Genomic DNA, 20902 nt, shown 5'->3' with positions numbered 1-20902 from the left:
CCGCCTGCACTCAGCCATCGGCCACCTCCCGCCCGAGGAGTTCGAGGCGATCTACTACGCTCAGCACCATCCCAACGAAGCCCTAGCAATCAACCGCTGAGGTCTCCATCAAAGCCGGGGCGATTCAGTAGGGAGTGCCGGCGGTGGCGTGAGCGGGTCCGGTGAGAGAGCGGAAGGCCGGGTTCCATTCCGGAAGGGCACGGGGGTCGAGCAGCGCGTGCCGGATCCGGTCGAGGGGCGCATTGAGGTAGCGGGTGGCTCGCTGGTGAGTCATGGAGGGGGGACCTTACTGGGCTGTGGGGCGGTGGTGTTGCGGCGGATGAGGGCTTGGCCTGCCGGATAGTCGCGGACGAAGGCGCGGAGGAAGGTGTTGATCTGGTCGAGGCCACTGCCTTCGGCCAGGGCATCGATCATCTGGTAGAGCTGTTCCTCGATCTGGATGATCTCTGCGGCCAGTTGCTCGCCCCTGTCGGTGAGGCGGAGGTCGATGTGCCGGCGGTCGTGCTCGGCAGGGGTGCGGTGGATCAGGCCGGCAGCGACCAGGCGGTCGACCAAGCGGCTGGGGCTGCTACCGCTCTCACAGACCAGAAGCTCGCCCAGGCCGGTCAGGGTCAGGGGCTGGCGTTCGCGCAGGATGCTGATGACTTCGGCTTGGGAGGTTGTGATGCCCAGCGGCTTCAGTGCTTGTCCCAGCAGGCGGTTGCCTTCGCGTTGAGCGGCCAGAACGAGGTAGCGGAATTCTTCTGCGGGACGCATGGACGCCATTCTCTCTGGTCAGAGCGAGGTGGCGACGAGGTGACGGCTGGCGGCGGCCAGGGCGGGGGCGGCACCGGGATCGTGAGCTGCCAGGACGGTCAGGCCGGGGTTGGCCTGGCAGAGCTCGTTGATCATCCGGGTGGTGGCGGTCAGCTGGCGCTTGTGGCCGACGCCGGGTACGTGGCCCTGCTCCAGCAGGTCGGCGTCGTAGGTCAGGTCTCCGACCATGAGCAGCGGCGCGTGCCCGGGCCTGCGGACCAGCATCGACAGCGATCCGAGGGTGTGGCCTGGGGTGGGCAGCAGCACCAGGCTGCCGTCCCCGAACAGGTCGTGCCCGCTGGTGAAGGGTGCCAGGGCGGGGTCGGCCAGGGGCTCGGGGTCAAGGCGGCGCCAGCGCAGTGCGGGCAGCTCGATGTGGGAGCGCAGCAGGCCGCGTAGTTCCGGTGCCGCCCGGTGCAGGCTCTGCCACTCCCGGCGGCTGACCAAGATCTGGGCGTCGGTCAGCTCGCGCAGTCCGCCGATGTGGTCTTGGTGCAGGTGGGAGATGACCGCGGTGTGGACGTCGGCGATGTCGTAGCCGATGGCCGCCAGCTGGGTGGTGAGGGTCTGCTCGGGGGCGATGTCGAAGCGGGCCAGCCGGTCGTACATCACTCCGGTGATGCCGCCGGGGAAGTAGCCGGGGTCGGTCACCGAGGCGCGGTCTTGGCCGGTGTCGAACAGCACCAGGCCGTCGCGGTGCTCGATCACGTACACGTTGATCGGCAGCGGCGGGGTCCAGCGGCGCGAGGTGAACAGCCACCAGTACAGCGGCTTGCGGGTCGCGGCCACGTGCTCGGGGTGGATCGACACCGATCCGGTGCTGATCACCGAGACGCGCTTGATGGGATTTGCGGTGTTTCTCGCGTTCGTCATGGTTAATACATTACACGACATATATGTCGTGTCAACTAACCCTGGATCGACCGACACCGGCCGCACCGTCACCGGGTGTGCCAGCGGCGGCGAGGAAGGAACGACGATGCCCCCAACGCGTCGAGCTCGAGTGCGATCAGCCGGCGGAGTCTCCGGGCAGGTCCGCGTGGGGTCGGCTCTCCGGGTCGCCGCCCAAGTCCCGGGGAGAGCAGTAACGCGCGCGTCCTCCGGCCACGGCGAAGCGCGTTCTCGGTGAATGTCGTCGCGCCATGTAACAGCGGGTTGCGCTGCCGGCACGGCTGGGTTGTGAACCGAACCAGCTCGCCACCACCACCCTCCGGGAGATTCACAGCGTTCTGAAGCGAGCCATCCGGCAAGCCGCGACATGGTGCTCAGAAACGTTGCCGAGCTGGTCATCACGCCCACGTGGAGGGACGCCCCGGCAAGGCGCTCACCCGGCAGCAGGCAGGGGCTCAGCTTGACCACCGGAGTCCGCATCGAGGAGGCACATGCGCTGCGCTGGGATCATGTCGTCGTCTGGATACCGACCCCCAAGACCTGGCATCCGGTGACGGAATGCCAGCTACGTATGGCGCTCCGACTGAGAAGGAGGGGACACCAAGACCCGCAAGTCACGACGCACGCTGGAACTACCCAAGCTAACGGCGCAGCCACTCCGGCAACACCACACCCGCCAAGTCGTCCACAAGCTCATGGCCCGGCGAGACTTGGCAAGATCACCACCTGGTTCTTCTGCGCGAGCGTAGGCACTCCGCCGGACGCCTCGAACGTACGACGGGCGTTCCTCAAGATCACCAAACGAGCGGGACGGCAAGATCCCGCCCGATCTCAACGATCAGACACAGAAGGGGCCTGGAAAATCTTCCTTCGCGACCCATATCACCGCCGGCTGGCACCACTCGGCCGGAGACGGCCCCCGCAGTTCGGGCACAGTGCCACCCTCACCCGCGCCGCCCGCACCCGCTCGGTTTCCGGGCCCTTTCCGCAACTGGCTCCGGCCTGGTAGTTCCCAAACCAGGACGAACCCGATTCAGAAACCCCTGAAACGACAAGATCCCGCCTGATCGCGATGATCAGACGGGATCCCGTCAACTTCAGTCCGGCCGTTTCAAGAACGACCCCTGGTGGGGTGTTCACGAATAGGCGTTGCCTGCACCGAATCGGGGAGAGTGATGATCGCTTCCCGCAGCACAACTGATCGTTTCCCAGCTGTGGCACTGGTGCTGCACCGACGGTGTCGGGCGCTTCTGAACGGGCACGCGGAGAAATGCCCCATGATCGGGCACGATGGGCGATGTGACGCGGACTTTGTCGATCAGTTGGTGGGGCAAGACCTGGTACGTCGCCGCGTACGCGGCCTTGATCGCGGTGACTGGTAGCGCGGCCGTCCTGCTCGTGGCACTCAATATCGATGTGGGGCGAAGCATGTGGCCCGACGCGCAACCGGATGACCAAGTGGTGGCGAAGTGGCGTACTGCTGCCGTCCTGGCCTACACCTCCGGCAGTGCAGTCGGGCACGTGTGCGCGCTGTTGGCCGGCCTGCTGGCCGCACGATGGGCCAGGAACAAGACGTGGCGGACGGGCTTCGTCACGGCGGTCCTCGCCGGAGCCGGGCTGGGCCTGGCAGACCTGGCGGTGGCATCATGGAGGGCGGCTCCCCTCCTGCGCGTGTTCGCAGCTTCACCTGTCCTGACGGACAACGACGGCACGCTGATCGTCGACCCTGGGCTCCGGCATCATGGCTGCATCCCGGCCGCTATGGCCGTGGTCTTCGCGACGCTCTTGATCGTTGCGGGCCTTGGATTCGGCGTCGCTCAGGCGAGGCCAGCCAACAAATGCTTACTCATAGTGGTATCTCTCGCGCTCGTACCTATCGCCCATTTCTGGCTACCGGCTGTTGTGATGCTCTCGGGAGTGGGACCGTACTAGTACGTGGAGGGCCGCGAGAGATGCCTGTCCGCACCAGCAGGTTGGCGCTGCCGGTGCAGCCGCGCTCGCGGATCTCGGCCAGCAGATGAGTGACCGGCACGCCGGGCTCTTCGGCAAGGCGTCGGCGCAGGTCCTCGCGGTCGTACCTTTGCCCTCGCCGATCGGGTGACTGCCTTGCCCGCGTCGCCCCCAGGGCGCGGGCAAGGCAGTCTGCGGCGTTAGGCGGGCGGGTCGTCCGAGCCGCGTCGGCTGGCAGACAGGTCAGGCTTGTCGTCGGTCCAGCGGGCTTTCTTGATCGCCACGAAGACACGGGCTCCCTTGATGGTCGTCACGAACGCCAGCGGCTCCCCCGTAGCCGTGTTCATGATGAGCCGACCCTCCCCATTGCTATGCGGGAGGCTGACGGCCTGGCCGGTGCGGCCCAGCGGGTCAGTGACCTCGCCCTCTGCCTTCACACCGGGCAGCGAGGCGAGCATGCGAAACGCCGCCGCCCGCACATTGGGCGGAGCGGGATAATCCATGATGATGTGCACGCCGGCCTGGTAGAGCTCGGCGTTCACGTCCACGTGCGCGTACTCCGCGCCCCACTGCTTGGCGATGACCGTCTTCAGATAGTCCTTCAGGCCGTCGGCAGTCGTCGGCAGTTCGCTCAGCGCGGCCCGCGTCATGGGCTTGCCCACCGACGAGTCGGTTTTATCGCCGTCCACCCGTTTGGCCACGGGTTCGCCCGGCTTGCTCTGCAGGGTCACGCTCCCCGTCTTGAGGGACTTGCCGCGCGTGGTTACGGTTGTGCCCGGGTAGGTCCAGCTGTGCGGAGAGCCGGCCGCCCGCCACGCCTCCTCGTCCTGGGGCGTCGCCGGTTTGATCCCCAGGTTCTGGCTGATGAGCCAGGTGGGCTTGCCGGGTACTTGAGAAACCCACCATTCCAGCAAGGTGGTCATCTCAAGGGTGTATTTGCCGCCAGGTTCGACTCGCTGCTTGCCGGTAACGCTGTTGCGGACCCAGTACGCCCCGTCCGCGGGTGTCTTCGCGGCCGAGGTCGCGGCCGCCAGGAGGACCTGCTGGGCCGACAGCTTCTTGATGGGCTCTACGGACGGCGCCTGAGCGGCGGACCGCGTACCCGGCGCTTCTGCCGAGGTTCCCGACGTGACCACAAGGGTCACGGCCGCCGCGGCGCCGAGCAGGCCGACGCCCAGAGCGGTCCATCGGGCCGTCCGCGTCGCCCGGCGTTTGTACTGGTGGACAGGGGTTTCTTCGGTCATCTCAAGGCTCTTCAGGTTGGCTGGTTTCGGCGTACTGGCGAAGGCGGCGGCGAGCCGGGTCCGGCCGTCCGCCACCACCTCGGGGGAAACGGGCGGTGCCGAGAGCAGCTCCCGGATCGCGCTCAGGTCATCCATCTGCTCCTCCAAACATGGGATTGACGCCGCCGAGGGCGGCTCGCAGCTTCTTGCGGGCCCGGTTGAGCCGGGATCCGACGGTTCCCGGAGGTATGTCGAGGGCCTGCGCGATCTCCTCGTAACTGAGCTCCGCCAGCGCGAGGAGCACCAGCACGTCGCGGTCGGCATCTGGGATCGCGCCCAGGGCGGACGCGAGCTGCTCCTGCACGCCTGCGGCCGTCAGACGGCGAGCGACCAGATCCTCGTGCCCGGCGTCGACCGCGTCGACCGCGTCCTCCGCCGCCGTACGACGCAGGGTCTGCAGCTGGCGCGACTCGCTTCTGCGGTGCTGCGCGACGACGTTGGTGGCGATGCCGTACAGCCAGCCGCGGACGACGCCCCGGTGCGCGTCGAAGCGTGCGCGGCCGTGGAATGCCGCCAGGAAGATCTCCGCGGTCAGGTCGTCGGCGGTCTGCGTGCCCAACCGGCCGGCGACATATCGATGGATCTCCGCGAAATAGCGGTCGTAGAGCGCCTCGAACCGCTCGGGGATGCGGAGGGACTCCTTGAGCAGGTTCGCGTCCTCGGTTTCTCTCGGAAGATCGCTCACATCCTGTAACGCGCTCATACGAATTCCTCCACTCCTCCCTGCAGGAACGCTTCGCGGGGTCACGTGGCTGTTGTGGTTGGTCGTCGCATCACATCTCTACTTGGCGATACCTCAGATTCTTCTTCACGCCCCTACGGCCGCTCCTGTTGGTGCCGAGGCGGCGCACAGTGAGTGGTTGTCGAGCCATCCGGTGGGTCTGTAGTCGCACAGGGACAGTTGTGTTCGGTGGTGGAAGGACCGACTGCAGAGGTGTCTCTTCACGTGAGCCACAAAGCCATCTACAGTTACGCTTTGCAGGCACTGCGTGACTCTGTGCAGTCGCACATTCTCTGCGGGTTGCGCACGGCGCCAGTACGTGGAGGTCGGCATGACGTTGGGCGAAGCATCGCTGCTGGAGCAACTGGCTGCGGACGAGGAGTCCGTCCGCGGGCAACTTGAGTCGTTGCGTGAGCAGGTGTCGGCCCTGGAAGAGCAGCTGAGCGACCTGGCCACCGCCCGAAGGATAGTCGCGCCGATGCTGGCCAGGCACTCCCAGCCCGCGCAAGCGCCTTCTGGCGGCACGCCTGACGCCCTGACGCACACCTCGCCGGAGAAAGTCGCGCCGGCGCCGAAACAGGTCACCGGGCTCGACCAGCGGGTCGTCGTGATCATGGCGAGTTCCGGACGGACGATGCGTGCCAAAGAAGTGGCTCAAGCGCTGGGCGAGCCCGACGTGCGAGGCCGGGTGGAGAGACCACCCGGGCACGGCTCAAGCGACTGACGGCGCTGGGCTGGCTGACCCAGCACGAGCCGGGCCTGTTCTCCATCGCCGCGGGCATCAATGGTCACGCGCTGGGGGGAGTCGCCAACGACGAGGCATAGAGCAAAAGACACATCGCAGGTCAGGCGCTCAACGACGGTCGTGGGCACCGGGCCAGACGAGCAGGGTGCCGCCGAGATTAGGCCCTCGGCGGCACCCGAGGTTGCGTGAGCACCCTCCAGGATCTAACTGACAGTGTCTCGCGCACTCCCGAGAGTAACTCGAATGGGGGCCTTTGGGGAGGCGTCGAGCCTGGATTTCGCCTGCCCTGCGATCGGCAGGGCAGGCGAGGGAAGGATCGACAATGCCCTCACCAGGGCGAGAAGGGGTCCGGCGAGGGTCAGCTTCCGCCCGCCCCGGCGGGCGAAGCAGGCCACAGTCGGACGGCCAGGCCGGCCTCCAGTTGGGCGATGGTGGCCACATCCTGCCAGCAACGCCCGACGACCACGTCGTTGACGGTTTGCCGGTTCACCCCACTGACCTCGGCCAGCCGGCGGAAACTCAGCCCCCGCTCGGCCATCACTGCTTGCAGAGCTGCGGCGATGGCCTGGACGACGGCGGCGGCCGGATGGCCGGACAGATTCGCGTGGGGCCAGTCCTCCGGGTCCTCGGCCAGGTCCCGGGGCGAGCGGGAACGCCTGCGTCCTCCGACCATGACAAACGGCTCCTTTCGGTGGATGTTGTCGCGCTGCGTAACGGCATATTGTTCTGCCGCTATGGATGGGGTGTGACTCTCGACGCGGAAACCTCCGCCACGATCACCGGATACCGGCCACAGAAGGCTCCGCCGGAGTGGGACCATATCTGCGGGCATGTGCGGATGCTGGTCGCAGCCAGCGCGGACCGTTCTCCTTATCGAGTGGAACGGCTGCTCACCGCGACCGCCAGGCTGGCCGTGTGGTGTCACCGTTCCGGCCTGCCGGATGACCCGGAAGTGTGGTTGCGGCACGAGACGATCGACGCGTTCGTCCTGACCGGCTGCACCGACCTGGCCCCGAGTTCGGCGCAGACCTACCGCAGTTGGCTGCGGCACATGCGCGCCACGCTGGCCTGGCTGGAACGCGGCGAACAGGCGCCGCCACCGATGAAAGCCCCCAAAACCGTCAGCCCGCCCTACTCGCCGGCCCAGCTCAGCCGGTTGCGCTCCTGGGCCGAACGCCTGCCCGGCCAAGCCAGAAGCGACGCGCTGGCCTTGATGGCGCTCGCCTTCGGTTGCGGGCTGACCGCCGGTGAGGTGGCCGCCGTCCGCACCGATCATCTGCGCCGCCTGGATTCCGGCGCGGTCGTGGTCACCGCCCCCGGCGCGCAGCGGTTGATTGTCTGCCGCGCCGCCTGGGAGGACGTCCTGGCCGGTGCCACCGACCAGGACAGCGACAACTTCGTGTTCCGGTCGCGGCGAGCGGCCCGGCACGCCAAGAACCTGTTCAGCTCCTGGACCGCACGGCACCCGCCGACCGGCGGCCTGCCCGCCCTGTCGGTGCGCCGACTGCGGGCCTCGTGGATCGTCGAGCTGCTGACCGCGCGGATCGACCTGGGCGTGGTGGCCGCCGCGGCCGGGATGAGCGCCTCCGCGCTGGCCCGCTACCAACATTTCGTCCCAGCTTTGGACGAGCCCACCGCGGCCGCGCTGCTGCGCGGCCGCAACGGTTGAGTACGGCGAAGCCACGCGCCTGGCCGCCGCGCACCACCCGAGCCCGAGCCACCCGACCTCGCCCTCCGGCCAAGCAGGCTTTTCGGGTCCCCGACGCCGTCGCAAGCCACTACAGCCGCCTGCTGGATGCCTCCGGCATCATGACGCTGATCGACACCGAACTCGGCCACCGCCCCGGACCAGCCGGAATGCCGATCCGGGCGGTTCTCGTCTGCCTGCTCGTCTCGATCCACCACAGCGGCAAGGCCACCCTGGCCGAAGCCTGGCGGCTGGCCGCCTTCTGTCTGTCCGCGACCAGGCGTGAGCATCTGGGGCTGGACGCCGACCGGCCACCTGCCGACGATCCACACGCCTGCCTGGCCGACAGTCGGCGTTTCTACCGCGCCTTCGACCGGCTCACCAGCCTGCTCGACCCGGCCCGGCACGACCGGCGCACCCGCCTGCCACAGCACGAGGCCGACCTTCTCGCCACCGCCTGGCAAGACGACGATCCCGACCACACCCGCAAGCGGAACCTGCTGCAACACCTGGTTACCGCGCTCGTGCTCACCCTGGTCCGCTGGGGCAAAGGCCGCGGCTACCTGGCAGGATTCCGCGGCGACGTCGGCATCGACACCACCGCCGTCCCAGTTTTCGCCCGCCCACCCCGAGCGCGCCGCTCCACCGGCGAACTGATCGCCTCCACCGAGATCACCGCAGGCTGGCATCACTCCGCGGGCAGTGACCCACCTGAATACGGCTACAGCGCCACCCTCACCGTCGCCGCCCGCACCCGCCCGGCTTCCGGGTCCTTCCCGCAACTGGCGCTTGGCCTGGTCCTCGACATCCCGCACAAACGCATCGGCGCCAACGCCATCACCACCTTGAAACCCCTGGCCGCGCTCGGCTTGCCCACCGGCTTCGCCGTCGTTGACCGCGCCTACACCGACCAGCAACCCGGCCACTTCGCCCAACCCGCACGCCAGCTCGGCTACCAACTCGCCCTGGACTACAAAGTGGACCAGCGGGGAGTCCAAGGCAGCGCCCACGGTGCCCTGCTCATCGACGGCTCCCTGGCCTGCCCGCTGATGCCCGACCGGCTCGCGCAGGCGACCACCGGCCCGGACGACGCCGCCATCCGCACCCCATCGGACGAACTTGCCGCGCTCATCACCGCGCGAGAGCCGTACTTGCTGCGCCTCAAACAGAGCACGAACGCTGGCGGTGCCATCCGCTTCCAATGCCCGGCAGCAGGCACTTCCCCGTCGCTTACCTGCCCTCGCTTCGATCGCCTTCACCAGCGCGGGCCGCTCCGGCCCGCCGCAGTCGACCTGACCGACGCCCGACAGCGAGCGGCCCACCTCGCGGCAAAACCCCGCGTCCTGCCCCCACAACCGACCTGAAGGCCGACGAACTGCCGAAGATCTGCCGCCAGCACACCATCACCTTGGGCAAGGACGACCTCGGGCACCTCGACAAGTTCCGCCAGGACCTGCCCTACCTGAGTCCCGCCTGGATCAGGACCTACAAGCCCGTCCGCGCCAACACAGAAGGCATCAACGGCAGACTCAAGGGACACGATCTCGACCTCGGCAACCCCAAGACCCGACTCGCCCACGGCCGCGTCGCCCAGAGTCTGCTCACCGCGCTGCTTGTCGCGGTCGCCAACGACCACTTGCTCGACCAGTGGCGCCACACCCACCAGCCCCAAGACGAGCCCGTCACACCCGCCGACACCCCGCAGACTCCAGTCGAGCCCTTCGACGGCACACCACCCACAGGCCAGAGCAGGCCACCACCCACCCCATAAGCCGCAAAACCAACCACTCCGTCGCAGCGCCCCAAACACCGCCGGCTTCGCCATGCCCAACGGTGCGATCGCGGTCCTCCACCAGCGGCCTGACACCACTCGGGCCTTCCCAGACACCCGCTCCGCAGTTCCAAACCAGGACGAACCCAATTCGGAAACCCCTGAAACAACAAGATCCCGCCCGATCGCAATGATCAGACGGGATCCCGTCAACCTCAGTTCAGCCGTTTCAAGAACGGCCCCTGGTGGAGATGAGGGGATTCGAACCCCTGACCCCTTCGATGCGAACGAAGTGCGCTACCGGACTGCGCTACATCCCCAAGGACTCGACCAGATTAGCAAACTCCGGAGGGTCCTCGCGCCACCGTTTCAGTCGCCCACCGCTCGCCTGGGCGGCTCGGCGTACTGATCGAACAGCACATCCGAGTGGTGCGAGGCGAGATCGATGATTTCGGCCTCCGCCTCCTCGACGACCCGCCGCTGCTCACGAGCCCGCCGCAGCCGCTCAGCGCGCGCTTGGCGGGCACGTTCGCGCCGTTCTCTGTCGACCTGTACGGCGATGCGGAGAAAGGCCATGTACGCCAGCATGATGACGACGGAGGGCGCGACCCCCCACCATGGGATCATCTTGACCGCTGCCGTGACGACCGAGGCCAGCACCAGCAGGGCGGTGAAGAAGAGGAGGCGACGCCGGCGGGCCACGATGATGGCGCGGCGGCGGAGCCGGAACTGGCGGACGTCGACCTTCTCGACCTCCATCGGCACTGCCCCGTCGTCCTCGTCGGCGTCGGAGGGGTCGAGGTTGTCGAGGTCGGGCAGCTGGTGCTCGCCGGTGTAGTGCTCTTCGAGCTCGGCGAGTTCGGCCAGGTTGGTTTTGTCCCTGCGCAGCCACATCGGGATCAGGACGCAGAGCCACATCACGACGATGGCGAGGTAGAGGAGGATGCTCACGGGCACCTCCGGGCAGCACGAAGACGCGAGTGTGCTGGTTGCGTCTTCAATGTGCTCACGTCACGCACCGTAAGACCGCGTGTCACTAATTGACGAGCATTCGGTGCGGTGTGTCGCGAGATCGTCAAACCTCTTCGACGGGAGAACCGCCGTGAGTTGCCGACTCACGCGCACGACGCCACTGCACGAGAAGGCCGCCAGGAACGTCCTCGACGGTCAACGCGTAACAGATGTGGTCGCGCCATGCCCCATCGATGTGGAGTTGGCGCCGCCGAATGCCTTCTTCCCGGAATCCGAGCTTCTCAACCACCCTGCGGCTGGCTTGGTTCTCGGGGCGGATGTTCGCCTCCAGCCGGTGCAGGCCGGTGGTGAAGAAACAGTGGTCGACGGCCATGGCGAGAGCGGTGGGGGTGATGCCGTTGCCGGCCAGCGAGCCGTCGATCCAGTAGCCGACCTGGGCGGAGCGGGCGGATCCCCATACGATCGCGCCGACGGTGAGCTGCCCCGCGAAGCGCCCGCCGTACGTGACCACCCAGGGCAGCGCGAGCCCCTGCCTGGCCTCGCGGCGCAGGGTGCCGACCATGGAGATGTAGGGGCCGAGACCGGTCCTGAACAGCGGCGTCTCCGGGTTGCTCGGCTCCCAGGGACGCAGCCAGTCGGCATTGCGCAGCCGGGTCTCGCGCCACGCGCGCACGTCGCTCAGCCGCAGCGGCCGCAGGCCGACCGGACCTTCCCTGAGAGTCGCCGGCCAGCCACGAAGTCGATCCACGCTCTCATCATCCCCCTATCGGACATGATGTCGCCACGGGTCAGCGATCGAGGATCCGGATCGCGGTCAGCGCGGGTGATCGCCGCCCTGGATCTGATCGACCGCGTGCCGCAGAATCGGCGCGAGTACGGCGATGCCGTCGCGTACGCCGCCGGAAGATCCCGGCAAATTCACGATCAATGATTTGCCCGCTTGTCCGGCCAATCCCCTCGAAAGTACAGACGTAGGCACTTTTTCGCGATTTGCCTGGCGAATGGCCTCGGCTATTCCCGGAACCTCCCGGCTGATCACTCTGGCCGTCATCTCGGGCGTCAGGTCGAGCGGTGTCAGGCCGGTGCCGCCGGTCGTGACGATGACGTCGAAGCCGCCCGCCACGCCCTCGCGCAGCGCCCGCTCGACCGCCTCGCCGTCGGGCACCAGCACGGGGCCCTCGACGGTCTCGCAGCCGGCCTCGCCGCGCAGCAGGTCGACCAGGAGAGGGCCAGATTTATCGGCATAAACCCCGGACGACGCCCGGTTCGACACCGTGATGACGAGAGCCCGGATCACGCCGGATCCCGGGTCCAGCGGCCGGTCTTCCCGCCCAGCTTCTCCTCCACCCGCACGTCGGTGATCACCGCGCCCGGATCGACGGCCTTGACCATGTCGATCAGCGCCAGCGCGGCCACCGAGACCGCTGTCAGCGCCTCCATCTCCACGCCGGTGCGGTCGGCCGTCTTGACCCGGCACGTGATCGCCACGCCCCGGTCTTCGACCTCCAGCGTGACCTTCACGCCGTGCAGCGCGATCGGATGGCAGAGCGGGATCAGGTCGGGGGTGCGTTTCGCCCCCATGATGCCCGCGATCCTGGCCACGCCCAGCGCGTCGCCCTTGGGCATCTCGCCCGACCGCAGCAGCGCCACCGTCTCGGCCGTCAGCAGCACCCGGCCGCTCGCCGTGGCGGTGCGGGCCGAGACGTCCTTGGCGGAGATGTCGACCATGCGGGCGGCGCCGGTCTCGTCGATGTGGGTCAGCTCGCTCACAGCTTGATCACCTCCACCGTGGCGCCCGCGGCCACCTCGGTGACCTCCTCGGGAACCACGATCAGCGCGTCAGCCACCGCCAGGGCGGCAAGTTGGTGGGAGCCCTGCCCGTGCACCGGCGTCACCGTGCCGTCGGGCGCGAGCGCACCGCGCAGGAACGACCTCCGCCCCGACGGCGAACGCAAGGGACCTGCGACCCTGGCGGTCACGAACTCCGGCATGCCGCTGGGGAGGCCGCGCATCCTGTCGAGCGCCGGGCGTACGAACAGCACGAAAGACACGAAGGACGACACCGGGTTGCCGGGCAGAGCGAAGATCGGCACCTGGTCGTCCCCCAGGACGCCGAAGCCCTGCGGCATCCCCGGCTGCATGGCCACCTTTTCGAACCGGACCGTCCCCAGCGGCGACAGAGCCTCCTTGACCGGCTCGTACGCCCCCATCGAGACCCCGCCGCTGGTGATGATCGCGTCGGCGCGCACCAGGTGGGTGTCGAGCCGGTCGAGCAGCTCGGCCGGATCGTCGGCGACCGAGCCGGCGCGGTAGCCGTCGGCGCCCGCCTCCCGCACGGCCGCCGTCAGGGTGTAGCTGTTGGACTCCCAGATCTGCCCGGTGGCCAGCGGCGATCCCGGCTCGACCAGCTCGGCGCCCGTGGAGAGGACCACGACCCTGGGCCGCGGCCGCGCCTTGACCCGCCGCCGCCCCACCCCGGCAAGGATGCCGAGCTGCGCGGGTCGGATCACGGTGCCCGCCTTGAGCACCACGCCGCCTGCCTGGACGTCCTCCCCCGCCCGCCGGATCGCGTTGCCGGCCTCGGCGCGGCGGTCGATGCGAACGGAGACCGTGCCGCCGTCCGTCCACTCCACCGGCACAACGGTGTCGGCCCCGGCAGGCAGCGGCGCCCCGGTCATGATGCGTACGGCATGGCCGGGCCCGACGGCCCGCAGCTCGGTCGACCCGGCCGCCACGTCGTCGATCACCGGCAAGGTAACCGGAATTTCCGACAAGTCATCAGCGCGTACGGCGTACCCGTCCATGGCCGAGTTGTCGAATGGCGGCAGCGGCACCGGCGACGACACGTCCTCGGCCAGCGTCGTCCCCAGCACCTGCTCCAGATCGAGCTCCAGGGGCGCCAGCGGACGCACAGTGGCCAGGATCTCGGCCAGGTGCGCGTCAACCGATTTCATCGAGGAACTCCCGCAACCACGGCACGAAATCCGGCGCCAGATCCTCCCGGTCCGCCGCGAACTTCACCACCGTCCGCAGATAGTCGAGCTTGTCGCCCGTGTCGTAGCGCCGCCCTCGGAACAGCACCCCGTGCACCGGCCCGCCCTCCGAGGAGCCGCGGGAAGCGAGCGTGCGCAGCGCGTCGGTGAGCTGGATCTCGCCGCCGCGCCCCGGCGGGGTGTCCTCCAGCACCGCGAACACCGCGGGATCGATCACATAGCGGCCGATGATCGCCCAGTTGGACGGCGCCTCGTCGGCCGGCGGCTTCTCCACCAGGTCGGTGACCCGCACGACGTCGTCCTCGGCGGTCGCCTCGATGGTCGCCACGCCGTACTGCGAGACCTGCTCCTTGGGCACCTCCATCAGCGCGATCACACTTCCGCCGAACGTGTCGCGCACCTGGATCATGCGCTTGAGCAGCGGGTCGCGGTAATCGATCAGGTCGTCGCCGAGCAGGCAGGCGAACGGGTGGTCGCCGACGTGCTGCTTGGCGCAGAGCACCGCGTGGCCGAGGCCCTTCGGCTCGCCCTGGCGTACGTAGTGGAGCGTCGCGAGCGAGGCGGGCTCACGAACCTGGGACAGCCGGTGCTCGTCGCCCTTGGCCTCGAGGGCCCCCTCCAGCTCGAACGCCCGGTCGAAGTGATCCTCGATTGACCGTTTATTCTTGCCGGTGACCATGAGCACGTCGAGGAGCCCCGCCGAGGCGGCCTCTTCAACGACATACTGGATCGCGGGCTTGTCGACGATGGGCAACATCTCCTTCGGTGTCGCCTTGGTCGCCGGGAGAAACCGGGTGCCCAGACCCGCGGCGGGCACCACGGCTTTCGTCACAGGGTCGAAGTCAGCCATGAGTAGACCCTAGTGGAGGCACCTGTGGACAAGCTCAACCTGCGCCGCGAGCTTAACGCGGCACGTGATGCCCTCTCCCCTCAGCAACTACGGGCAAACGCCGTCAAGGTCCGCGAAACGCTGCTCGAACAACCGTGGGTCCAGATGGCCGGTCTGGTGGCTTGTTACTGGTCGACGGGGTCGGAGCCGGACACGCACGGGCTGGTGTTCGCTCTGTGGAAACACGGCGCGACCGTGATCCTTCCGGTGCTTCGTGAGGACGACGACCTGGATTGGGCGGTCTATGACGGGCCCGGCACGCTCGCCCCCGGCCGCTTCGGCATCATGGAGCCCGTCGACACCCGCCGCGGCGTCGACGCCGTCCGCACCGCCGCCCTCGTGATCGTGCCCGCCCTGGCGGTGGACAGGAAGACCGGCGTGCGCCTCGGCCGCGGCGGCGGCTCGTACGACCGGGCCCTGGCCAGAGTCGGTCCCAACGTCCCCACGGTCGCCCTGCTCCACGACGGGGAGCTGATCGACGGTGTCCCGGCCGAACCACACGACCGCCACATCCGGTATGCCATGACACCGTCAGGCCTTACTAGTCTTATGTGAACACCGGGATGAGAGGGGGCTGAATGACGCTTGATGTCTGGCTCCTCCTCGGAGCGGCGATCGTCATCGCCGCCATCGCGTCCGTACGCCTCGCGCATCGCACCGGTCTGCCCAGCCTGCTGGTGTTCCTGGGATTCGGCCTCCTCCTGGGCGATTCCGGGTTCGGCATCCCTTTCGACAGTCCTCAGACGGCCCAGCAGATCGGCCTGACCGCGCTGGCGGTGATCCTGGCCGAGGGCGGGCTCACCACCAACTGGTCCCATGTACGGCGGTCCGTCCCCATAGCCGTGGTGCTGGCGACCGTGGGCGTGGCGGTCAGCATCGTCGTGCTGGCGCTGGTCGTCCAAGGCCTGCTCGGCATCGACCGGAACACGGCGCTGATCCTCGGCGCGGTGCTGGCCTCCACCGACGCGGCGGCCGTCTTCTCTGTGCTGCGCAGGCTGCCGCTGCCACCCCGCCTGGCGGGCGTGCTGGAGGCGGAGTCCGGCTTCAACGACGCGCCCACCGTGATCGCCGTGGTGCTGCTCAGCGGGGCGGCGCACTCGTCTCCCAGCTTGGGAACGTTCCTGCTCGACACCACGATCGAGCTGCTCATCGGCGCGGCGGTCGGCCTCGCCGTCGGGCCCGCGGGCGCGTACGCGCTGCGCCGCGTCGCCCTGCCCGCCTCGGGCCTCTACCCGATCGCCGTGCTCGCGCTCACCTTCGTCTCGTACGGCGGCGCGGTGCTGCTGCACGGCTCGGGATTCCTGGCCGTCTACCTCACCGGGCTGATCCTGGGCAACTCGCGGCTGCCCCACCGGGCGGCGACCAGAGGGTTCGCCGAGGGGGCGGCGTGGCTGGCGCAGATCGGGTTGTTCGTGATGCTGGGGCTGCTGGCCAGCCCGAAGGAGATGCCTTCCGCGATCATTCCCGGCCTGATCACCGGCACCGTCATGGTGCTCCTGGTGCGTCCGCTGTGCGTCATGGCGAGCTCGGTGGTCGCATGGGTGCTGCGGATGGGCTGGGTGAGCTGGCGCGACCAGGCGTTCCTGTCGTGGGCGGGGCTGCGCGGCGCGATCCCGATCGTGCTCGCGACCATCCCCTGGGCCTCAGGTGTCGAGGGCTCCAAAGAGATCTTCAACCAGGTCTTCGTGATCGTCATCGTGTTCACCCTGCTCCAGGGGCCGACGCTGCCGTTCGTCGCCCGGCGGCTCAAGGTGGCCGCGCCGGCGGAGGCGCACGACCTCGCGGTGGAGTCAGCGCCGCTGGAGGAGCTCCAGGCCGACCTGCTGCAGATCACCGTGCCGCCGGGCTCGCGGCTGCACGGTGTGGAGATCTTCGAGCTGCGCCTGCCCGCCGGCGCCGCCGTGACGCTGATCGTGCGTGACGGCAAGTCCTTCGTGCCCGCCACCACCACCAGGGTCAGGGTGAACGACCAGCTCCTGGTCGTCGCCACCGCATCCTGCCGCGACCAGGTCGAACGCCGCATCCGCGCCGTGAGCCGCAGCGGGAAGCTGGCAGGTTGGTACGGCGAGCGGGGGCTGGAATAGGTGTTTGACGGCATCGGTTAGCATTAGCAGTCGCATCCCTCGAGTGCCAAAGCTGAAGGAGAAGCGCGTGCCGACCTACCAGTACGCCTGCAACGACTGCGGTGAGCAGCTCGAGGTCGTCCAGAAGTTCACCGATGACGCCTTGACGGTCTGCCCGAGCTGCGAAGGAAACCTGCGGAAGGTCTTCTCCGCCGTCGGCATCGTGTTCAAGGGCTCGGGGTTCTACAAGACCGACAGCCGCTCGTCGACCTCTGGCGCCTCGACCTCCTCCTCCGCGTCCTCGTCGTCGTCCTCGAAGCCGGCTGACTCGTCGTCGGCTGACTCGTCGTCGAAGTCCTCGGAGAGCAAGTCGGGCGACTCCGGCTCCTCAGCCCCGGCTCCCGCGCCGGCCGCCGCCTCCAACTGACCGACGCCGATCGCCTGGGCGGGCCGCCCGGGTCTTGGGCACGCTTCGGCCAGGGGCCCGCGGTTCCTGCGCGACCCGTCCAGCAGCCGTACGAGTCGGGGGCCGGGCCCTCGGGCGGCGACCAGCCGGCGCGGGCCCTCCCGCGCGCGGCGGCCCGCTGCCTTCACCGGCCTCCTGGCGTGCTTGCGCGGGGCGTCCCCCGTTATCCACAGAACCGCACTCTGCTCCCCACCGCCCGTCCCCACTCCAGCTACTCTCTGCGCCATGGTCACTCGCGCAGACATCGGCGTCATCGGCGGCTCGGGCTTCTACTCCCTGCTCGACGACGCGGAGGAGATCGAGCTCTCCACCCCCTACGGGTCGCCCAGCGATGTCGTCACGGTCGGGCGCATCGGCGCGCGTTCCGTGGCGTTCATCCCCCGGCACGGCCGCAATCACCGTTTCCCGCCACACCGCATCCCCTACCGCGCCAACCTCTGGGCGCTGCGCTCGCTCGGCGTCCGGCAGGTGCTCGCGCCCAGCGCCGTGGGCTCGCTGAGAGCCGAATACGGCCCTGGCACCCTGGTCATCCCCGACCAGCTCGTCGACCGCACCTCAGGCCGCGTCCAGACCTATTACGACACCGACGGCGCGGTCCACGTCTCCTTCGCCGACCCCTACTGCCCGGCCGGCCGGGCCGTGGCCGTGCGGTCCGCCAGAGCCGGCGCCTGGGAGACCGTCGACGGAGGCACGCTGGTGGTGATCGAGGGCCCGCGGTTCTCCACGCGGGCGGAGTCGCAGTGGTTCGCGTCCAACGGCTGGTCGATCGTCGGCATGACCGGCCACCCCGAGGCGATCTTGGCCCGCGAGCTGGCCCTCTGCTACACCTCGCTGTCCCTGGTCACCGACCACGACGCCGGGGTGGAGACCGGCCAGGGCGTCACCCACGACGAGGTGCTCAAATTCTTCGCGCAAAACGTCGCCCGCATGCGCACCCTCGTGACCGAGACCGTCCAGGCGCTTCCCGAGGAGCGCAGCTGCCCCTGCCCCACCGCCCTCGACGGCATCGACCACCCCTTCGAGCTGCCGTGATCCAGACCTGGCTGAGCCGCTACGCCCGTCGCCGCCGTCTCATCGCGGCGGCGCTGGCCGCCGTCGCGGTCCTGTCCGCCTACCTCGCCACTCGCCCCGCCGCCGGCCCTACGGTCCTGGTGGCGGCCCGCGACCTGTCCCCCGGCCCTCTCGACCCCGACGACTTCAGCCCCGTCCCGCTCGCCCACCCTCCGTCAGGAGCGGTGCGCGCCACGCGGACCGGCCAGATCCTCGCGACCCCCATGCGCAAGGGCGAGCCCCTGACCGACGTCCGCCTCCTCCGCACCTTCCGCCTGCCGCCCGGCATGGTGGCCGCCCCCGTGCGCATAGCCGATGCCGCGGCGGTCGAGCTCATCTCCCCCGGTTCCACCATCGGCGTGCTGGCGTCCTGGCAGGAAGGCCAGCCCGCCCGCCAGATCGCGTCGGCGCTGACCGTCCTGACCATCCCGGCGACCACGAGAGACTCCGGCCACGACCACGGCGCCCTGATCGTGCTCGCGACCACCCCCACCCAGGCGGCAGAGCTGGCCGCCGCCCAGGCCGGCGGCCGGCTGTCGATCACCATCAATCCGGCCGGCGGCCCGTGAGCGCGCGGCTACCATCCATCTGCATGAGTGGATTCAAGAAGTTCCTCATGCAGGGGAACGTCATCGACCTGGCCGTGGCCGTCGTCATCGGGGCGACCTTCAACTCGATCGTCCAGTCGTTCGTGAAAGACCTGCTCACGCCGCTCATCTCGGCGTTCGGCGGCCTGCCCGACTTCTCGTCGCTGAGGGTCACGGTCGGCCAGTCCGACTTCATGTACGGCAACTTCATCAACGCGGTGGTGTCGTTCCTGATCGTCGCCGGCGTGGTCTACTTCCTCGTCGTCAAGCCCTACGCCCACGTCAAGGACCGTCTGACCGCCAAGGTCGAGGCGACGACCCGCGACTGCCCCGAATGCCTGTCAGAGATCCCCAAGGCCGCCTCCCGCTGCGCCTTCTGCAGCGCGCAGGTGGCCACCGTCTAGAGCACCGAGTCGATGTCGGGATCATATTCCCAGTGCCACGGCTCGAACGGGTTGCTGTAGGCCCAGGAGGGGTGGAACCACCCATACCTCTTGGAGTTCTTCTCCATCCAGACAAACTCCGCCGACCCCGACCGCTCCACCCCGCCACACAGATCGACGGCCAGCCCGAGCCCGTGGTTGCTCCGCCCCGGCACGGCGGCGAACCCCGGCCGCCGGTAATAAACGGACTGCTGCTCGCCGAGGCTGCGATAGGCATCGGTCACGCACATCGACTTACCGAACTGCTTGCGATAGGCCTCGTTCAGGCTCACGAACGCGATGGTGGCGTCGGCCCTCAGACTGTGCCCCCTCTGCTGCAACGGGCACAACATGCCCTTGGGGATCAGCCCGTTGGGATAGTCGTCGGCCGTCGCCGCCCGCAGCGGATTGCACCCCAGCGCGTCCCGCCCCACCTTGTCGATCTTGATACCCAGCTTGACCAGCGCCGACGTCAACGACTTCACGATCTTGTCCGACCGCTTCCGCAGCGTGTCGACCTCGGCCGCTATCTGCGCCTCGGCCAGCAGGTTGCCGGCCCGCAACTCCTGCGCCTCGGCGGCCAGCCGCTCGGCCTCCTTATAGAGCGTGCTGGTCTGCTCGACCGCCTGCTGCCGCATGGTCACCATGTGGGTGGCGTCCGTCAGTGCCCGCAGCTTCCGCTGATCCGACCCTCCGGTCAGGAACGGAAGCACCCCATCCGCCGCGACCGGCTGCTCGTACATCAACTCGACCATCTCGGCCACGGGCTTCCGCATCACCGCGAGCCGCCCTTCCAGCTCCTGCAGTGCGGTGAGCTTGGATTTGAGCTGCTTCTCGGAGGCGGCGATCTCCGACCGGCGTTTCTCGAGCGCCTTGGTGGCGTCCTCGAGCTCTTTGGCCGACTTCTCGGCCTCCTGCCGCAGCGCGGTCAGGCCGGAGGGGTCACGCGGTTCCCGCTCCTGAGCTCGAGCCGGCGCGGACGGCGTAACAAGAGAAGCCATCGCCATGACGACCGCGATCAGACCCGCTGACCGAGGGGCTGGCACGTTCGACTCCTCCGTTTGCAAACTCGTTACCGGGGTCAGGCACGCACGTTACTACAGCCCCCAGAGAGTCCGGAGCGAACTCCGAAGAGCTGTTATGAGACAAAAAACCCACTCTGTACTGTCAACCCCCACAACACGCCGCATCCCGAACGCCACCAACACCCAGGAGCCCTCAGCACGCCCTACCAACGGGTACGCCGCCCACCGGGCCACGGTTCAGATCCCCGGCAGCAAATCCCCGCCGCCCGCCTCCGAATCCACCGCCTGCTGCCGCGCCCGGCACAACTCCCACAACCAGGTGTCCGCCCACTCCCCCGGACACGACGCCTCCGTCCGCGTCGGCGCCGGCGTCACAGGCTCCTCCGCCACCACCCGCTCGGACTCGGGCTCCGGCCCACCCTCATCCCCGGACGTGGAGACAACCGGAACCGGCCGAACCGGCACAGGATCCTCCCGAACCGGCGCCGGCACCACGCCCTCGTACACCCGATCCGGATGCGCCGGGGCAGGCAACCGCACCGGCGCCAACACCGCCATCCCGCTCCCGTGCCCGGCACCGGCCACCCGTACG

General features: G+C 68.7%; 24 protein-coding genes, 1 tRNA gene and 1 pseudogene. 11 read left to right on the top strand and 15 right to left on the bottom strand.

Annotated features, from left to right (window positions below):
- Positions 1–124: 124 nt before the first annotated feature.
- The 3 genes from E1292_RS51410 to E1292_RS28595 are packed head-to-tail and all read right to left on the bottom strand — an operon-like array spanning position 125 to position 1668.
- A complete protein-coding gene (locus tag E1292_RS51410) occupies positions 125–274 on the bottom strand; it encodes an SRPBCC family protein (RefSeq protein ID WP_165974786.1) in 150 nt (49 codons plus the stop codon).
- Positions 271–756, bottom strand: coding sequence for a MarR family winged helix-turn-helix transcriptional regulator (locus E1292_RS28600; protein WP_132598426.1), 486 nt, complete (start codon positions 754–756; stop codon positions 271–273). The genes E1292_RS51410 and E1292_RS28600 overlap by 4 nt, the downstream gene beginning before the upstream one ends.
- Positions 757–774: 18 nt before the next feature.
- Positions 775–1668, bottom strand: coding sequence for an N-acyl homoserine lactonase family protein (locus E1292_RS28595; RefSeq protein ID WP_132598424.1), 894 nt, complete (start codon positions 1666–1668; stop codon positions 775–777).
- Positions 1669–2976: 1308 nt separating this feature from the next.
- On the opposite strand from E1292_RS28595, the gene E1292_RS28590 reads away from it, so the two are divergent.
- Complete coding sequence (locus E1292_RS28590; RefSeq protein WP_132598422.1) at positions 2977–3618, top strand: hypothetical protein; 642 nt, start codon at positions 2977–2979, stop codon at positions 3616–3618.
- Positions 3619–3836: 218 nt separating this feature from the next.
- Here the strand turns inward: E1292_RS28590 and E1292_RS28580 are convergent, their stop codons facing one another.
- Complete coding sequence (locus E1292_RS28580) at positions 3837–5015, bottom strand: CU044_5270 family protein (protein WP_132598418.1); 1179 nt, start codon at positions 5013–5015, stop codon at positions 3837–3839.
- Positions 5008–5622, bottom strand: coding sequence for an RNA polymerase sigma factor (locus E1292_RS28575; protein WP_132598416.1), 615 nt, complete (start codon positions 5620–5622; stop codon positions 5008–5010). Before E1292_RS28575 ends, E1292_RS28580 begins: the two co-directional genes overlap by 8 nt.
- A gap of 349 nt (positions 5623–5971) precedes the next feature.
- Between E1292_RS28575 and E1292_RS28570 the strand changes: the two genes are divergently transcribed.
- Positions 5972–6364 (top strand): hypothetical protein, encoded by a 393-nt coding sequence (locus E1292_RS28570; protein ID WP_132598414.1) that lies wholly within the window; start codon positions 5972–5974, stop codon positions 6362–6364.
- Positions 6365–6743: 379 nt separating this feature from the next.
- Here the strand turns inward: E1292_RS28570 and E1292_RS28565 are convergent, their stop codons facing one another.
- Entirely contained in the window at positions 6744–7058 is a 315-nt protein-coding gene (locus E1292_RS28565) for a helix-turn-helix domain-containing protein (protein WP_132598412.1), read from the bottom strand.
- A 72-nt stretch (positions 7059–7130) separates the two neighbouring features.
- Between E1292_RS28565 and E1292_RS28560 the strand changes: the two genes are divergently transcribed.
- From E1292_RS28560 to E1292_RS28550, 3 genes are all read left to right on the top strand, one after another.
- Complete coding sequence (locus tag E1292_RS28560; protein WP_132598410.1) at positions 7131–8054, top strand: hypothetical protein; 924 nt, start codon at positions 7131–7133, stop codon at positions 8052–8054.
- Positions 8055–8194: 140 nt separating this feature from the next.
- The gene (locus tag E1292_RS28555) at positions 8195–9436 is read left to right on the top strand and encodes a hypothetical protein (protein WP_132598408.1); all 1242 of its coding nucleotides are present in this window, start codon (positions 8195–8197) and stop codon (positions 9434–9436) included.
- Positions 9437–9480: 44 nt separating this feature from the next.
- The gene (locus tag E1292_RS28550) at positions 9481–9843 is read left to right on the top strand and encodes a hypothetical protein (RefSeq protein ID WP_132598406.1); all 363 of its coding nucleotides are present in this window, start codon (positions 9481–9483) and stop codon (positions 9841–9843) included.
- A gap of 243 nt (positions 9844–10086) precedes the next feature.
- Here the strand turns inward: E1292_RS28550 and E1292_RS28545 are convergent.
- From E1292_RS28545 to galU, 7 genes are all read right to left on the bottom strand, one after another.
- A tRNA-Ala gene (locus E1292_RS28545) sits at positions 10087–10163 on the bottom strand.
- 49 nt (positions 10164–10212) lie between these two features.
- Positions 10213–10794: a divisome protein SepX/GlpR gene (gene sepX / locus E1292_RS28540; RefSeq protein ID WP_132598404.1), complete on the bottom strand. Its 582-nt coding sequence runs from the start codon at positions 10792–10794 to the stop codon at positions 10213–10215.
- A 124-nt stretch (positions 10795–10918) separates the two neighbouring features.
- Entirely contained in the window at positions 10919–11563 is a 645-nt protein-coding gene (locus E1292_RS28535; RefSeq protein ID WP_132598402.1) for a GNAT family N-acetyltransferase, read from the bottom strand.
- 66 nt (positions 11564–11629) lie between these two features.
- Positions 11630–12112 carry a MogA/MoaB family molybdenum cofactor biosynthesis protein gene (locus E1292_RS28530; RefSeq protein WP_246090396.1) on the bottom strand — a complete coding sequence of 161 codons (483 nt, stop codon included), beginning with the start codon at positions 12110–12112 and terminating at the stop codon, positions 11630–11632.
- Complete coding sequence (moaC, locus tag E1292_RS28525) at positions 12109–12585, bottom strand: cyclic pyranopterin monophosphate synthase MoaC (protein WP_132598400.1); 477 nt, start codon at positions 12583–12585, stop codon at positions 12109–12111. The genes E1292_RS28530 and moaC overlap by 4 nt, the downstream gene beginning before the upstream one ends.
- Positions 12582–13769 (bottom strand): molybdotransferase-like divisome protein Glp, encoded by a 1188-nt coding sequence (glp, locus tag E1292_RS28520; protein ID WP_132598398.1) that lies wholly within the window; start codon positions 13767–13769, stop codon positions 12582–12584. The genes moaC and glp overlap by 4 nt, the downstream gene beginning before the upstream one ends.
- Entirely contained in the window at positions 13756–14658 is a 903-nt protein-coding gene (gene galU / locus E1292_RS28515) for a UTP--glucose-1-phosphate uridylyltransferase GalU (protein WP_132598396.1), read from the bottom strand. The genes glp and galU overlap by 14 nt, the downstream gene beginning before the upstream one ends.
- Before the next feature lie 24 nt (positions 14659–14682).
- On the opposite strand from galU, the gene E1292_RS28510 reads away from it, so the two are divergent.
- The 3 genes and pseudogenes from E1292_RS28510 to E1292_RS55480 all read left to right on the top strand — a co-directional run.
- Entirely contained in the window at positions 14683–15252 is a 570-nt protein-coding gene (locus E1292_RS28510; RefSeq protein WP_132598394.1) for a 5-formyltetrahydrofolate cyclo-ligase, read from the top strand.
- Positions 15253–15275: 23 nt separating this feature from the next.
- Positions 15276–16781 carry a potassium/proton antiporter gene (locus tag E1292_RS28505; RefSeq protein WP_132598392.1) on the top strand — a complete coding sequence of 502 codons (1506 nt, stop codon included), beginning with the start codon at positions 15276–15278 and terminating at the stop codon, positions 16779–16781.
- A 43-nt stretch (positions 16782–16824) separates the two neighbouring features.
- Positions 16825–16989: pseudogene (locus E1292_RS55480) on the top strand (FmdB family zinc ribbon protein); the annotation flags it as partial.
- Positions 16990–17003: 14 nt separating this feature from the next.
- On the opposite strand, the gene E1292_RS55475 reads toward E1292_RS55480, so the two are convergent.
- Entirely contained in the window at positions 17004–17354 is a 351-nt protein-coding gene (locus E1292_RS55475) for a hypothetical protein (RefSeq protein ID WP_342775705.1), read from the bottom strand.
- A 97-nt stretch (positions 17355–17451) separates the two neighbouring features.
- Here E1292_RS55475 and E1292_RS28495 point away from each other — a divergent pair, with 97 nt between their 5' ends.
- From E1292_RS28495 to mscL, 3 genes are read left to right on the top strand one after another with little or no spacing between them, the layout of a single operon-like run.
- A complete protein-coding gene (locus E1292_RS28495; protein WP_132598388.1) occupies positions 17452–18258 on the top strand; it encodes an S-methyl-5'-thioadenosine phosphorylase in 807 nt (268 codons plus the stop codon).
- Positions 18255–18845: an RcpC/CpaB family pilus assembly protein gene (locus tag E1292_RS28490; RefSeq protein WP_132598386.1), complete on the top strand. Its 591-nt coding sequence runs from the start codon at positions 18255–18257 to the stop codon at positions 18843–18845. Before E1292_RS28495 ends, E1292_RS28490 begins: the two co-directional genes overlap by 4 nt.
- A gap of 23 nt (positions 18846–18868) precedes the next feature.
- Entirely contained in the window at positions 18869–19267 is a 399-nt protein-coding gene (gene mscL, locus E1292_RS28485) for a large conductance mechanosensitive channel protein MscL (protein ID WP_132598384.1), read from the top strand.
- On the opposite strand, the gene E1292_RS28480 is transcribed toward mscL, so the two are convergent.
- A complete protein-coding gene (locus E1292_RS28480) occupies positions 19264–20286 on the bottom strand; it encodes a M15 family metallopeptidase (protein WP_246090395.1) in 1023 nt (340 codons plus the stop codon). The genes mscL and E1292_RS28480 overlap by 4 nt on opposite strands.
- Positions 20287–20902: the final 616 nt, after the last annotated feature.

It is taken from the genome of Nonomuraea deserti, assembly GCF_004348685.1.
GTDB classification, from domain to species: Bacteria; Actinomycetota; Actinomycetes; order Streptosporangiales; family Streptosporangiaceae; genus Nonomuraea; species Nonomuraea deserti.
The sequence above is the reverse complement of the archived record's forward strand: the minus strand, read 5'-3'. Positions and strand labels throughout refer to the sequence as shown.

Excerpts from the sequence above, each read along its gene's own strand:
- E1292_RS51410 (WP_165974786.1), bottom strand. The coding sequence starts at position 274 with ATGACTCACCAGCGAGCCACCCGCTACCTCAATGCGCCCCTCGACCGG.
- E1292_RS28595 (WP_132598424.1), bottom strand. The coding sequence starts at position 1,668 with ATGACGAACGCGAGAAACACCGCAAATCCCATCAAGCGCGTCTCGGTG.
- E1292_RS28555 (WP_132598408.1), top strand. The coding sequence starts at position 8,195 with ATGACGCTGATCGACACCGAACTCGGCCACCGCCCCGGACCAGCCGGA.
- galU (WP_132598396.1), bottom strand. The coding sequence starts at position 14,658 with ATGGCTGACTTCGACCCTGTGACGAAAGCCGTGGTGCCCGCCGCGGGT.
- E1292_RS28580 (WP_132598418.1), bottom strand. The coding sequence starts at position 5,015 with ATGGATGACCTGAGCGCGATCCGGGAGCTGCTCTCGGCACCGCCCGTT.
- glp (WP_132598398.1), bottom strand. The coding sequence starts at position 13,769 with ATGAAATCGGTTGACGCGCACCTGGCCGAGATCCTGGCCACTGTGCGT.
- E1292_RS28600 (WP_132598426.1), bottom strand. The coding sequence starts at position 756 with ATGCGTCCCGCAGAAGAATTCCGCTACCTCGTTCTGGCCGCTCAACGC.
- E1292_RS28565 (WP_132598412.1), bottom strand. The coding sequence starts at position 7,058 with ATGGTCGGAGGACGCAGGCGTTCCCGCTCGCCCCGGGACCTGGCCGAG.
- E1292_RS28480 (WP_246090395.1), bottom strand. The coding sequence starts at position 20,286 with ATGGCTTCTCTTGTTACGCCGTCCGCGCCGGCTCGAGCTCAGGAGCGG.
- E1292_RS28495 (WP_132598388.1), top strand. The coding sequence starts at position 17,452 with ATGGTCACTCGCGCAGACATCGGCGTCATCGGCGGCTCGGGCTTCTAC.
- mscL (WP_132598384.1), top strand. The coding sequence starts at position 18,869 with ATGAGTGGATTCAAGAAGTTCCTCATGCAGGGGAACGTCATCGACCTG.
- E1292_RS28590 (WP_132598422.1), top strand. The coding sequence starts at position 2,977 with ATGGGCGATGTGACGCGGACTTTGTCGATCAGTTGGTGGGGCAAGACC.
- E1292_RS28505 (WP_132598392.1), top strand. The coding sequence starts at position 15,276 with ATGACGCTTGATGTCTGGCTCCTCCTCGGAGCGGCGATCGTCATCGCC.
- E1292_RS28575 (WP_132598416.1), bottom strand. The coding sequence starts at position 5,622 with ATGAGCGCGTTACAGGATGTGAGCGATCTTCCGAGAGAAACCGAGGAC.
- E1292_RS28570 (WP_132598414.1), top strand. The coding sequence starts at position 5,972 with ATGACGTTGGGCGAAGCATCGCTGCTGGAGCAACTGGCTGCGGACGAG.